Annotated in this window: 11 protein-coding genes; 3 read left to right on the forward strand and 8 right to left on the reverse strand. The window is 67.3% G+C overall.

Annotated features, from left to right (window positions below; genetic code table 11):
* Positions 1-462 precede the first annotated feature (462 nt).
* A complete protein-coding gene (locus tag DWA33_RS13570; RefSeq protein ID WP_114358622.1) occupies positions 463-1,239 on the reverse strand; it encodes an SDR family NAD(P)-dependent oxidoreductase in 777 nt (258 codons plus the stop codon).
* A gap of 141 nt (positions 1,240-1,380) precedes the next feature.
* On the opposite strand from DWA33_RS13570, the gene DWA33_RS13575 reads away from it, so the two are divergent.
* Positions 1,381-2,115: an SDR family NAD(P)-dependent oxidoreductase gene (locus tag DWA33_RS13575; RefSeq protein ID WP_114358623.1), complete on the forward strand. Its 735-nt coding sequence runs from the start codon at positions 1,381-1,383 to the stop codon at positions 2,113-2,115.
* Positions 2,116-2,386: 271 nt separating this feature from the next.
* On the opposite strand, the gene DWA33_RS13580 is transcribed toward DWA33_RS13575, so the two are convergent.
* The 3 genes from DWA33_RS13580 to DWA33_RS13590 form a co-directional block, all read right to left on the reverse strand.
* Complete coding sequence (locus DWA33_RS13580) at positions 2,387-4,015, reverse strand: SGNH/GDSL hydrolase family protein (protein ID WP_114358754.1); 1,629 nt, start codon at positions 4,013-4,015, stop codon at positions 2,387-2,389.
* Positions 4,016-4,162: 147 nt separating this feature from the next.
* Complete coding sequence (gene dapA / locus DWA33_RS13585; RefSeq protein ID WP_114358624.1) at positions 4,163-5,086, reverse strand: 4-hydroxy-tetrahydrodipicolinate synthase; 924 nt, start codon at positions 5,084-5,086, stop codon at positions 4,163-4,165.
* Between the two features lie 268 nt (positions 5,087-5,354).
* Positions 5,355-6,773, reverse strand: coding sequence for a lytic murein transglycosylase (locus DWA33_RS13590; RefSeq protein WP_181902413.1), 1,419 nt, complete (start codon positions 6,771-6,773; stop codon positions 5,355-5,357).
* A gap of 187 nt (positions 6,774-6,960) precedes the next feature.
* On the opposite strand from DWA33_RS13590, the gene DWA33_RS13595 reads away from it, so the two are divergent.
* A complete protein-coding gene (locus tag DWA33_RS13595) occupies positions 6,961-7,593 on the forward strand; it encodes a LysE family translocator (protein ID WP_114358756.1) in 633 nt (210 codons plus the stop codon).
* A 15-nt stretch (positions 7,594-7,608) separates the two neighbouring features.
* Here the strand turns inward: DWA33_RS13595 and DWA33_RS13600 are convergent, their stop codons facing one another.
* Entirely contained in the window at positions 7,609-8,376 is a 768-nt protein-coding gene (locus tag DWA33_RS13600) for a sulfite exporter TauE/SafE family protein (protein ID WP_114358625.1), read from the reverse strand.
* Positions 8,377-8,408: 32 nt separating this feature from the next.
* Positions 8,409-8,840, reverse strand: coding sequence for a VOC family protein (locus tag DWA33_RS13605; RefSeq protein ID WP_114358626.1), 432 nt, complete (start codon positions 8,838-8,840; stop codon positions 8,409-8,411).
* 62 nt (positions 8,841-8,902) lie between these two features.
* Here DWA33_RS13605 and DWA33_RS13610 point away from each other — a divergent pair, with 62 nt between their 5' ends.
* On the forward strand, positions 8,903-9,487 hold the full coding sequence (locus DWA33_RS13610) for a TetR/AcrR family transcriptional regulator (RefSeq protein ID WP_114358627.1): 585 nt from the start codon (positions 8,903-8,905) through the stop codon (positions 9,485-9,487).
* A gap of 15 nt (positions 9,488-9,502) precedes the next feature.
* On the opposite strand, the gene hisN is transcribed toward DWA33_RS13610, so the two are convergent.
* Complete coding sequence (gene hisN, locus DWA33_RS13615; RefSeq protein WP_114358628.1) at positions 9,503-10,285, reverse strand: histidinol-phosphatase; 783 nt, start codon at positions 10,283-10,285, stop codon at positions 9,503-9,505.
* 534 nt (positions 10,286-10,819) lie between these two features.
* Positions 10,820-11,707 (reverse strand): N-formylglutamate amidohydrolase, encoded by an 888-nt coding sequence (locus DWA33_RS13620; protein ID WP_114358629.1) that lies wholly within the window; start codon positions 11,705-11,707, stop codon positions 10,820-10,822.
* Positions 11,708-11,971: the final 264 nt, after the last annotated feature.

An 11,971-nucleotide genomic window follows, 5' to 3' on the forward strand; every position in this document is an offset into this window, starting at 1 on the left:
GCCCCGCCCCTCGCTGCGATAGCGACGGGCGCACAACTCGGGCTCATCGAGCCGCGAGAGCGATTGGCCGTGGCTGTTTGACAGTGTGGATCGGACAACGTGGAGATGCGGGGCGCCTGCCTCACTCACGGCGTCATCGCCCGACTTGATCGGGCGACCCAGTATTCCAGAGCGCCTGTGGCGATGCGGTGCTTTGCTGCTAGCGCTCCGCGATACTGGATCCCCGCATGCGCGGGGATGACGGCTGAGGGTGGGGCGACGCTATCAGGTACAAACTATCCACGAGTCATTCCGGGGCGCGCAGCGAAGCTGCGTGAACCCGGAATCCATAGCCCCTGTGTTCGCGGTTACGTCGAGGCACCCGTTACTACGTCTTTGCCGCATCACTGATGCTGCGGCGTATGGATTCCGGGTTCGCGCTTCGCGCGCCCCGGAATGACAAACGTGAGGATCATGTGATCCTCACGCATTCCGCGCCATCAAGCCGCCGTCGACCGGGATCACCGCGCCGGTGATGAACGAAGCGGCGGGCAGGCACAGGCTCAGTGTCATGTGGGCGACTTCTTCCGGATCGCCGTAGCGGTGCAAAGCGGTGCGGCGGCGGGCGTATTTTTGTTTGTGCTCGGCGCTGATCCGGTCGGTCATGCCGGTGGTGATCGGGCCGGGGCAGATGCAATTCACGGTGATGCCCTCGGGGCCGAGCTCGACCGCGAGCGACCGCGTCAGGCCGGTGACACCGGCTTTCGCCGCCGAATACGGGCTGTGCGGCGCGGTGGCGCCGAGTGCTTCGGTGGAGGCGATGTTGACGATGCGCGGGCTCTGCGACTTGCGCAAATACGGCAGCGCGGCGCGGATCACCCGCGGATGTGCGGTGAGCAGAATATTCAGCGCGCGGTCCCACACCGCGTCGTAATTCGCGTCGTCGATCGGCAGCGCCGCCGAGATGCCGGCGTTGTTGATGACGATGTCGAGCCCGCCGAGCGCCTGCGCGATCTGATCGACGCCGCTTTTGATCGCCTCTGCGTTGCCGACGTCGAGCGCGAACGCGGTGGCGTCACCGCCGCGCGCCTTGATGGCGTCGGCGACCGGCTGCGCGCCGGCCAGCGTGACGTCGGTGACGGCGACGCGCGCACCTTCGTCGGCGAACACATGCGCGGTGGCGCGGCCCATGCCGCTCGCGGCGCCTGTGACCAGAACGCGCAAGTCTTTGACCGAACGGCTGAGGGGCTTGTACGACATCGGTTTCCTCCGGTTTGTTTCTTGTTGCGGAATGTGCGGCGCGCGGGGCGCGCCGCCTTCCGATTGACAAGGCTGACATCGATCGACACACAGGTCAAACGTCGCGCAGACGACGAACAACAAACAAACAGGAGGACGCGCGTGAGCGATCTCGATTTCAGCGGCAAGCAGGTTCTGGTGGTCGGCGGCTCGAGCGGCATCGGCAACGGCATCGCGCAGGCGTTTCGCACCCGCGGCGCCGAGGTCTGCGTCACCGGCACGCGCGCGGCGCCATCGGACTACGCGCGCGAAGACGGCAGCAACTTCGATGGACTGACCTACGTGCAGCTCGACGTCGGCAAGGCGCAGGCGGTCGATGCGTTCGCGCCGCCGATTCGAAAGCTCGACGTGCTGGTGCTGGCGCAGGGCGCGGTGATCTATCGCCGCGGCGAGTTCGAGATGGACGGCTTCCGCCACGTCATGGAAGTCAACCTGATGAGCCTGATGGCCTGCGCGTCGAAATTCCACGCCCAGCTCAAAGCCTCGGCCGGCAAGCTGATCATCGTGTCGTCGACCGCGGCATTCCACGCCACCAAGGGCAACCCGGCCTACAACGCCTCGAAGACCGGCGCTTACGGCCTGACCCGGACGCTGGCGCAGGCGTGGGCCGAGGACGGCATCCGCGTCAACGGCATCGCGCCCGGCTTGGTCGATACCAAGATGACCAAGGTCACCACCGACAATCCGAAGCGGCTCGCCGGTGCGATCGAAGGCATTCCGATGAAGCGGCTCGGCACGCCCGAAGACATGGCCGGCGCCGCGCTGTTCCTGGCCTCGCCGCTGTCGGCCTATGTGCTCGGCCAGACGCTGGTGGTCGACGGCGGGCTGATTTTGTAGCGGAGTCCGTAGGATGGGTTGAGCGGAGCGAAACCCATGCGGGACGCGCGGCAAGATGGGTTTCGCTGCGCTCGACCCATCCTACGAACTGACCCGTCGTCATTCCGGGGCACGCGCAAAGCGCGTGAGCCCGGAATCCATATCCGCCGAAGTGGCGGTTATGTCGCGTCGTTTATGACTACAGCCTCGCGAAATCATGAACGCTGCGGCGTATGGATTCCGGGCTCGCGTTGCGCGCGCCCCGGAATGACCAACGACAAGGTCGTGCGCCTCAGCGGAAGATCGAGAAGAAGCCCGATGCGCTCGGCGGCGGGGCGCGGCGGCCTTGCTGCGGCTGCTGCGCGCCGAAGCCGAACCCGAAGAAGCCGGATGCGGTCGGCGGTGGCGGCGGCGGCGCTGCAGAGCGGGCGACCCGGCGCTGGGTCTGCTGCGGCTGTCCGGCGGCGGTGGGCGCGCTGCTGCCCGGTTTGGCGCTCGCCACGGGAATGTCCGGCTTCGGCGGCTCCTTCGGCGGCGGCGGCTCCTGGGCCTTTTCGATCGAGACTTCGCGGCGCGGCCAGACGTCGTCGTCGGCACGGCCGGCCGGCGCGGACAGCGGCTCGCCCTTCACCAGCGTGCGCGCCACCAGCGCATCGACCGGCGCCGGTGGAGTGCCCGGCCCGCCGAGCAAGCGGTCGGTCGAGACCGAGGAGGCGACCAGCGGCAGGATCGGTCCGGCGAGCGGGCGCGGCGCCGGTCCGCTCGGCGGCTTGGCCTCTTCCGGTGTCGCCGGCTCGGTCGGCAGTGCGATCGGGCCGCTGCGCGCCGCCAGCAGGCGGGCGATCTCGCGCTCGACGTAGTGTGCCAGCTTGCGGGCGCCGGCCTTGGTGAAATACACGCCGTCATAGGAGCGCAGCCGGCGGATCTGGCCTTCGAAGTCGGGGCCCTGCAGCACGTAGCGACCGCCTTCGTCGACGAAGCCGTCCCACACGTCCACATAGGTGATGCCGGCCTTGGCGGCGCCGTCGCGATACAGCGCGTTGAGGAATTGCATGTCCGAGGTCGCCTTGGTGCCGCGCACCGCGGGCAGGCCGACCCACAGGATCGGCACGTTCTTGGCCTTGAGGACGTTGATCAGGTCCTCGATCTTCTTGGCATAGAGCTCCGACCAGCGATCGTCGCGGAACTGAGCCACGCCGCTGGCGGCGCGCTTGCCCTTCTCGGTCATGATCCGCAGCGAATCGTCATCGTCGTCGTCATCGTCCGCCGCCTGCTCGGCAGGCTTGTCGTCCGGCTTGGCGCCGGGCTTGGCCTCCTCACCGGGCTTGGCGGCGGTGTCGTCCTTCTTCTTGTCCTTCTCGGGCGTCGCCTGCTCGCGGATCGGGATGCGGTCGGACAGGCCGAGCATCACCACGATCGCGTCCGGGTTCTCCTGGGCGATCACCTCCCTGGCGGCGGCGACCCAGTCGGACGGCTCGCCCTTCGGGGCGTAGCGCAACAGGCCGGAGATGGTCTTGAACTTGCGGACCACGCCCACTTCCGGCTGTTCGGCGTAAGCCTGTTCCAGGCCATAGCCGAGCCAGTCGGCCATCGAGTCGCCGAGCACCAGCACGGTGCGGTCAGGCACGGTGTCGCGCTTCTCCGGCGCCGGCGCCTTGGAATAGTCCTCGCGCGGCGCGGCGCGGCGCTGCGGCTGGTTCTGGTGGAAGGGCTGGAACACATCGTTGCCGAACCAGCCGAATCCGCCGCCGCCACCGCCGCCGCCGCGCTGCTGGCGCTGCGGCGGGCCGCCGCCGAAATCGAAGAACTGCGCCGAGGCCGGCCCGACGATGCCGAGCAGCAGCAAGGCGGCGACCGCGAGCACACCCAGCGGGCCGCGCTCGGTGAAGACGCCAAAGAAGGATCTCGGCTTGTCGGACATGCGGATCTTGCGCAATCGCCACCGGAACAGACGGGAGCTGATCCCTATACTAGCGGATTCGGGCCGCAACCGGGCAGCTTTCGCCGGCTCCATAAGGCGGTCCCGGCCGTGCCCGTCAAGGGTTTCGGCCGGGCCGCGGGTGGCCGCTCAAGCGGCGGATCGGCCGGGCCAAAGACGGGCGTCGAGGGCGGCGGCGAGCGCGGGCGAGACTGGTGTCATCGGCAGCCGCACCTCGGGGCTTTCGATCAGCCCGCGTCGCCACAACGCATGCTTGATCGGCGCCGGTGACGGCTCGGCGAACAGCAGCTTCGGCAGGTCCGCGAGATTTTGCCATTCGGTCGCGCCGCCGAGCCGGTCGCCGGCCTGCAGCCGATGCATCATCGCGGCGAACGCCTCGGTTTCCAGATGCGCCGAAGCCAGGATTGCGCCGTCGCAGCCGCGGCTCAGCGCATCGAACGCCAGCGCGTCCTCGCCGGTGAGCACCGCGAAGCCCGGCGGCCGCAGCCGCAGCAGCTCCGCGGTCTGCGCCGGATCGGCGCAGCAATCCTTGACGCCGACGATGTTGGCGCGTTCCGCGAGCCGCAGCATCGCCTCGTCGTGCAGATTGACGCCGGTGCGATACGGGATGTTGTAGATCAGGATCGGCCGCGCGGTGGCGTCCGCCGCGGCCTCGAAATGCAGCACCATCCCCTGCTGCGACGGGCGGGTGTAGTACGGGCAGGCGATCAGTAGGCCGTCGATCGGCCAGGGCGCGGTCCGCTGCAGCGCCTTGGTGAGCTTGCGCGTGTCGCTGCCCGACAGCCCGAGATACACCGGCAGCTTGCGGCCGCTCGCCGCCAGCGCGTCGGCGGTCAGCATCACCAGGCGCTCGAGCTCGTCTTCATCCAGCGTCAACCCTTCGCCGGTGGTGGCGCCCAGGATCAGCCCGTCGAGCGGGGCGCGTGCGTAGTGGGCGATCAGCCGGCGCAGCGATGCGGCGTCGAGCTCGCCGTCCCGAAACGGCGTGATCAGCGGCAGCCACAGCCCGCGCGGCTGCGGCGTCTCGTCCGGTTGGTCGGTGGGGGTGTCCATCTTCGGTCTCCTTGAAGGTCGGGCCGGAGACGGAGCTGCACCAAAAACCCCGTCGAAACCGGCGGGGTTGGGGTGCGTGCGTCAAAAGCGAGACTGATCTATCGCGCGCGCAAACCACCGGCCCCTGAAGGAGCGCTGGCTTTCGATTTCGAAGCGGCGGCACGAACGATCATGCGGCGGAAGATGGGCGGTGGAAAGCTCGATGTCAATTGAGAGATCGAACTGCGCCGGCCCGGGAGTGTAGCAGCTACTTTCCTCAAAGCAGCAGCTACCTTCCTCTCAACCTCTCCAGCATCTCTCCCGTCGCGAACCCGTCCGCGGGTGCGCCGATCGAGGCTTGGAAATTCCGCAGCGCTTCCCGTGTCATGCTGCCGAACTGGCCGTCGGGGGTGCCGCGGTAGAAGCCGCGGTTGGCGAGAAGCTGCTGCAATTCCAGCTTTTCGGTGCGCGACAGGGCCTTTTCCTGGCGCGGCCAGTCCTGGACGAACGGGGCGCCGCCGCGCAGCCGGTCGGCGAAATGGCCGATCGCCAGGGCATAAGCCTCGGCCGGGTTGTACTTCATGATCACCCGGAAATTGGTGAGCATCAGGAAGCCGGGGCCATCGGCGCCGGCCGGCGCCAGCAGATAGGCCTTGTCGGACGGGCGGGGGAACGGCTGCCCGGTCGGGCGCTGCAGGCCCATCTGCTGCCACTGCGCCAGCGATTGGCTGTGGCGGCGGTCGGCCAGCATGTAGTTGAAGCCCTTCGGCACCACGACCTCGTAACCCCAGGTCTCGCCGCTCTGCCAGCCGTCCTTCTTCAGGTTGTTGGCGGTCGAGGCGATCAAATCGTAGGGATTGTCGACGACGTCCTTGCGGCCGTCACCGTCGGCGTCGACCGCGAAGCGCTTGAACGCGGTCGGCATGAACTGGGTCGGGCCGAACGCGCCGGCCCAGGAGCCGCGCAGTTGCTCGGGCCGCAGATCGCCGTGATGCAGGATTTCCAGCGCGGTGAGGAATTCGTCCTTGAAGTATTTCTGCCGGCGGCCGACGCAGGCCAGCGTCGCGGTCGAATTGACCACGTAGCGATCGCCCATCTGGGTCGAGTAGTTCGATTCGATGCCCCAGATCGATGCGATGATGTAGCGGTCGACGCCGGTGGCGCGCTCGACGGCGTCGAACTGCGGCTTGTACTGCGCCAGGATCTCGCGGCCCCTGGCGAGCCGGGTGTCGTTCACCAGGATGTCGAGATAATCCCAGATCGACTTGGTGAATTCGGGCTGGGAATCCATCAGGTCCATCAGCCGCAGATCGGGGCTGAGCCCGGCGGTGAAGCGGGCGAAGCTCTCGCGCGAGATGCCGCGGCGCGCGGCGTCCGGCCACATCGAGGCGACGCAATTGTCGAAATTCGCCGCCGCCTGCCGGATCGCCGCGGCGGTCATCAGCGGGTGACCCGAACCGCCGTCCTCGCCGCTCCATTGCGGCGTCGAGCTGACCGGCGCGGGGGTCGGCGCCTGGGCGGGGGCATTGACCGGCTGCGGCGCGGCGCCGGCGGGCCGGCTGCCCGGCAGCGCGCCGGTGAACAGGTCGAAGATCGCGAACGGATTGTTGCGCTCGGCGGTCTGTGCGGTCGCCGCCGCCGGCAGCAGCGTCACGCCGATCAGCGCGACCGTTGCCGCGCGCGCCAGCCGATTGTGAGTTGCCGTCATCGATCGATCCCGTCTGCTCGCATCTGCCCCCGGCCGCGAGGAGGCCAGTTCGACGTTTCGATCAGCTTAACAAAGCGTTTTTTTGGCGTCAGCGGCCGTACCGATTCGCGGCCGGGGAACGGACTTGACCGTCGGCGAGATTCGCGGCCGTGATGCCGGATATCGCCGCAACACTGGTGCAACCGCGATGCTCGGGATTCATGACTTCTGGCTGTTCGTTGCGTCCGGACTGCTACTCAATGTCACGCCTGGACCCGACACCGCCTACATCGTCGGCCGCGGCCTGCAGTTCGGCTGGCGCGGCGGCGCAGCGGCTGCGCTCGGCGTCGGCGCCGGCTGTCTGGTGCACGTCGCCGCGGCGGCCGCGGGGCTGTCGGCGCTGCTGATGGCTTCGACGCTGGCGTTCGGCGTGCTCAAGCTGGTCGGCGCCGCCTATCTGATCTGGCTCGGGGTGCGGATGCTGCTGTCCGGGCCGGCCGATTTCGCCGCGAGCGCAGGTGCCGTCCCAGCGCTGTCGCTGCCGGCGGTGTTTCGCCAGGGCATGCTCACCAATGTGCTGAACCCGAAGGTGGCGCTGTTCTTTCTCGCCTTCCTGCCGCAGTTCGTCGCCGCCGATGCGCCGGACAAGGCGCTGGCGTTTCTGGTGCTCGGGCTGATCTTCGTGGTCAACGGCACGCTGTATTGCCTGGCGCTCGCCGCCTTCGCGGCGCGTGCGGCCGACCGGTTGCGCGGCTCCGGCACGGTGCTGCAGTGGATCAACCGCGGACTCGGCGCGCTGTTCGTCGCGCTCGGGGTGCGGGTGGCGCTGGCGCGCGCCTGATCGCGTCCGCGCCGGTCAGCCGATCAGCTTCACCAGCGTAGTGGCGGCGAGGTAGATGCCGAGCCCGATCAGCGCGATCAGGAACCAGCGCCGGAACGTGTCGGGATGCATCCGGGTTCGCACCGCCTGGCCGGCGAACATGCCGGCGAAGGCGGCCACCATCGCGATCACGCCGGGCAGGGCGGTGGCGGTCGACAGCAGCCCGGCGTCGGTGAGGTTGACGGCCAGCGCCAGCGTGGCGGTGGTGAAGAACACGCCGAGCGCCTGCACCAGCTCGTCCTTCTCCATCCCGATCGCCTGCAGATACGGCATCGACGGAATCACCTGGACGCCGGTCGCGGCCGAGATCACCCCGGTGACCAGACCGACCGGACCGCCGACCCATTTCTCCCGGGTCGGCGCGAGGTGGAAGCGGCGCTTGCTCAGGCCGAGGATCCCGTAGGCCACCAGCAGTACGCCGAGCACCAGCGCGCCGTAGCGGGCGTAAGGCCCGGTCATCAGCCCGGCACCGAGGCGGATGCCGATCACGGTGCCGAGCAGCAGCGGCCACAGCCGGCGCAGGATGTCGCGCAGATAGCTGCCGACGAAGGTCTGCCAGATGTTGGTGACGATCGCCGGCACGATCACGATGGCGACCGCCTGGGCCGGCGGCATTGCGATCGCGAGCAGGCCGATCGACACTGTCGGCAGGCCAAGGCCGATGACGCCTTTGATGAAGCCGGCGAGCGCAAAGACCGCAGCGATGATCAGGAGAAACGGATCGGACACCGGCGCAAATTGCATGCTCGTCCGGTATCACACAACCCGCAGTGCGCTCATGGCTGTGCGGCCGCGGCGCCCTCGGCATATTGCGTCGCGTAGTCCGCGCTCGGCGGGATCGGCTTGATGATGTCGATCAGCACGCCGTTCGGATCGGCGGTAATGAAATGGCGCTGGCCGAACTCCTCGTCGCGCAGCGTCAGCAGGATCGGCAGGCCGGCCCGTTGCAGCCGCTCGTACTCGCGGTCCGGATCGTCGACTTCGAAGTTCAGGATCAGCCCCGACACCCGGCCGCGGCCGGCGGCGGGAATCGTCGCATGCTGGCCGTCGAGGATCGCCAGATTGACGGCGGGATCCTCGGCCGATTGCAGATGGACGTACCAGTCCGCTTCGAACAGCGGCCGGAAGCCGAAATGCGCGGCGTAGAACTGCGCCGTGCCGGCGACCTCCGAGGTCATGATCACCGGGTAATAGCTGGTCGATCGCATCGCTTTCCTCCTTGCCAACAGAAAGATACAGTGGGTATGTATAAAACATACAGGATGCATGTATGAAGGCGACCAAGCGACGCACCAATCCCGAACGGTCCAGCGCCACCCAGGCGGCCTTGATCGCCGCCGCCCGGCAGGCGTTCGTTGCTCGAGGCTATGCGGACACCAGCACTCCCGACCTGGTCGAGGCGGCGGGCGTCACCCGCGGCGCGCTGTACCATCACTTCGCCGACAAGCAGGCGCTGTTTCGGGCGGTCGTCGAGGCCGAATCCGCCGCGGTGGCGGCTGCGGTCGAGGCCGGAGCTGTGGAAGACTCGCCGATCGCGGCGCTGATTTCGGGCGGGGAGGCTTATCTGGCCGCGATGGCCGCGCCCGGCCGCACCCGGCTGTTGCTGATAGAGGCGCCCGCGGTGCTCGGCCGCGCCGAGGCCGATGCGATCGACGCCCGGCACGGCGTCGGGACATCACGGGACGGGCTGCAGGCTGCGGTCGACGGGGGGGCGATCGCGCCGATTCCGATCGACGCCGCAGCAAAACTGCTCGGCGCCGCGTTCGATCGCGCGGCGCTGGAGATCGCGCAGGGCGGCGATCGCGGTGAATGCCTGACTGTCCTGCGTGCGCTGATCGAAGGGCTGCGGCGCTGACCGCCGCGGCATGGCTCAGCCGTTGAGGATCTTCATCGCGGCTTCGTGCACGCGCCTGTCGCCGGCGGCGACGATCCGGCCGCCGTTCTGGGCCGGCTCGCCCTCCCAGGTGGTGATGATGCCGCCGGCGCCGGTAATGATCGGGATCAGGGCGGCGACGTCGTACGGCTTCAGCTCGGTCTCGATCACCAGATCGAGCTGTCCGGCCGCCAGCATGCAATAGGAATAGCAGTCGCCGCCGTAGCGGGTCAGCCGCGCCTGGGCCTGGACGCGTTCGAAGATCGCGCGGTCGGCGTCGTTCATCAGCAGCGGCGACGTCGTGAACAGCACTGCGTCCTTGATCGCAGCGCAGCGCCGGACGCTGAGCTTACGCTCGCCGGAAGGGCCCTTGTAGGTGGCAGAGCCGTTGTCGCCGGAGAACCGCTCGCCGATGAATGGCTGATGCATCATGCCGAACACCGGCGCGCCCTTGTGCAACAGCGCGATCAGCGTCCCCCACACCGGGAAGCCGGCGATGAAGGATTTGGTGCCGTCGATCGGGTCCAGTACCCAGACGTAGTCGGCATCTTCCCGCTCGTTGCCGAATTCCTCGCCGATGATGCCGTGCTGGGGAAAGCTCGCCTTGATCAGGCGCCGCATCACCGCCTCGGCGGCGCGGTCGGCTTCGGTTACCGGATCGAAATCGCGGCCGGGATGCTTGTTGTCGATCGTCAGCGAGGTCCGGAAGAATGGCAGGATGGTGTCGCCCGACGAAGTGGCAAGGCGTCCGATAAAGGCGGCGAAGTCGATGACCGTCACGGGCGTTCCCTATGCGAGCGATGCGGGGCCGAACACAGGAGCCGACGACCCCGGCGAAGCGGATTTCGGACCCTGTGCCACCTTTATTATGGCGGGCGAGTCGCGGTCCATAGCCTCGCTCGTCGGCAATAAGCCGGACGCACAGCTTTCACCGCGCCGCGGCACAACGGAACTCGACCCTCAAATCCTCGGATTTGCAAACAAAGGGTCGCCGTCGCGTCCATTGGTCGCGAGGTGTCCATCTCATTGATCTGGCTCAAATAATTCGTGCAGTTTCACGGCGCGGACGATGCTCTGACATGCGTTTTTTGCATGGAAAAACGGCCGAAAATACTTGCGTTTTGTGCGGCGCGGTCGCATATTGTTGCGGTGCGGTAGCGCCTCGCGCTATCGCTGCCCTCCTTGGGCGTTTCCTCCCTAGACTTGGGCCGCTTGCCATCGCAAGCGGCCCTTTTTTCTTGGCATCTGCTTTCGTGGCACATGCAACCCATAGTGGGATGCGAAGTCCGGAAATCAGAAGGGGAAGAGCAGCGGCTACTCGGCCGCGGCTTGGAACGGGCGGAGATCGTCGAGCGGGACCGCCGCGAGCGCTTCGGCGAGGCGACTGAAATCCTCCGCCACCGTGGGAAATCGATCGCTGCGCAGCCGCAGTCGCTCGTCCATGTAGATTGCGCGGTTGAGTTCGACCTGCACGGTGTGCAACCCGTTTCCCGGGTTGCCGTAATGCTCGGTGATGAAGCCGCCCGCATAGGGCTTGTTGCGGCCGGTCGAATAGCCACGTGCCGCCATCGTCTCTTCGATCACGGCGGCGATCAGCGGCGAGCAACTGGTGCCGTAGCGATCGCCGATCACGACGTCCGGCCGCTTCGGCTCGTCGCGCGAGATGCCGACGGACGGCATCGAATGGCAATCCACCAGCATCACCGAACCGAACTGCTGGTGCGCCTGATGGATCAGCCGGCGCAGCGCGCGATGATACGGCTTGTAAAGTGTCTCGATCCGGCCGAGCGCGTCGTCGATCGGAATCCGCTCGTGATAGATCTCCTGACCGTCGCCGACCACGCGGGGGATCGTCCCGAGGCCGCCGGCGACCCGCATCGACCGGGTGTTGGCAAAGCTCGGCAGCCGGCCGCTGAACATCCGCGGGTCGAGCTCGTAAGGTTCCCGGTTGACGTCGATATAGGAGCGCGGGAAATGCACCCGCACCACCGGAAAGCCGTCGTGGATCAGGTGGCCGATCAGCTCGTCCATGAACGAATCTTCGGAGCGCTGCAGCGCCTCGAGATCGATCCGCGACACGTTCAGGAAGGCGTTGGGATACACCGACCCGGAATGCGGAGAATTGAAGATGATCGGCGCTCGCCAAATCGCCGGTTCGGCGATCTCGAAGGCGGGGGAGAACTCACCGTCGAATTCGGTCATCGTCGTCCGCCACCCGTCAGATTCGCCGCTCTCCTGTCTGACCGACAGTTCGTCTGGTGATTTGTTGGGCGGTATTGTCGGCAATCGGGCCGGCGCTGCCAAGCAAAATCATTCCAGAGAGTGGTGGCGAACGCGGGATCTGAACAAAAGTGCCGACTTGCGGATTGTTTGATTCTAAGCGCCATCGGGCGCAGGATTATCCACACTCCCCTGGGGCGGCGGCGGGCGCAGAAGTTTCACCCGAAATTTACCAGACTTCGGTCT

Origin of the sequence: Rhodopseudomonas pentothenatexigens (assembly GCF_900218015.1) — a bacterium.
Lineage (GTDB): Bacteria > Pseudomonadota > Alphaproteobacteria > Rhizobiales > Xanthobacteraceae > Rhodopseudomonas > Rhodopseudomonas pentothenatexigens.

Bases quoted from the DNA above. Each gene is read 5' to 3' on its own strand.
- DWA33_RS13570 (WP_114358622.1), bottom strand. From the start codon at position 1,239: ATGTCGTACAAGCCCCTCAGCCGTTCGGTCAAAGACTTGCGCGTTCTG.
- DWA33_RS13610 (WP_114358627.1), top strand. From the start codon at position 8,903: ATGAAGGCGACCAAGCGACGCACCAATCCCGAACGGTCCAGCGCCACC.
- dapA (WP_114358624.1), bottom strand. From the start codon at position 5,086: ATGGACACCCCCACCGACCAACCGGACGAGACGCCGCAGCCGCGCGGG.
- DWA33_RS13600 (WP_114358625.1), bottom strand. From the start codon at position 8,376: ATGCAATTTGCGCCGGTGTCCGATCCGTTTCTCCTGATCATCGCTGCG.
- DWA33_RS13590 (WP_181902413.1), bottom strand. From the start codon at position 6,773: ATGACGGCAACTCACAATCGGCTGGCGCGCGCGGCAACGGTCGCGCTG.
- DWA33_RS13605 (WP_114358626.1), bottom strand. From the start codon at position 8,840: ATGCGATCGACCAGCTATTACCCGGTGATCATGACCTCGGAGGTCGCC.
- DWA33_RS13580 (WP_114358754.1), bottom strand. From the start codon at position 4,015: ATGTCCGACAAGCCGAGATCCTTCTTTGGCGTCTTCACCGAGCGCGGC.
- DWA33_RS13595 (WP_114358756.1), top strand. From the start codon at position 6,961: ATGCTCGGGATTCATGACTTCTGGCTGTTCGTTGCGTCCGGACTGCTA.
- DWA33_RS13620 (WP_114358629.1), bottom strand. From the start codon at position 11,707: ATGACCGAATTCGACGGTGAGTTCTCCCCCGCCTTCGAGATCGCCGAA.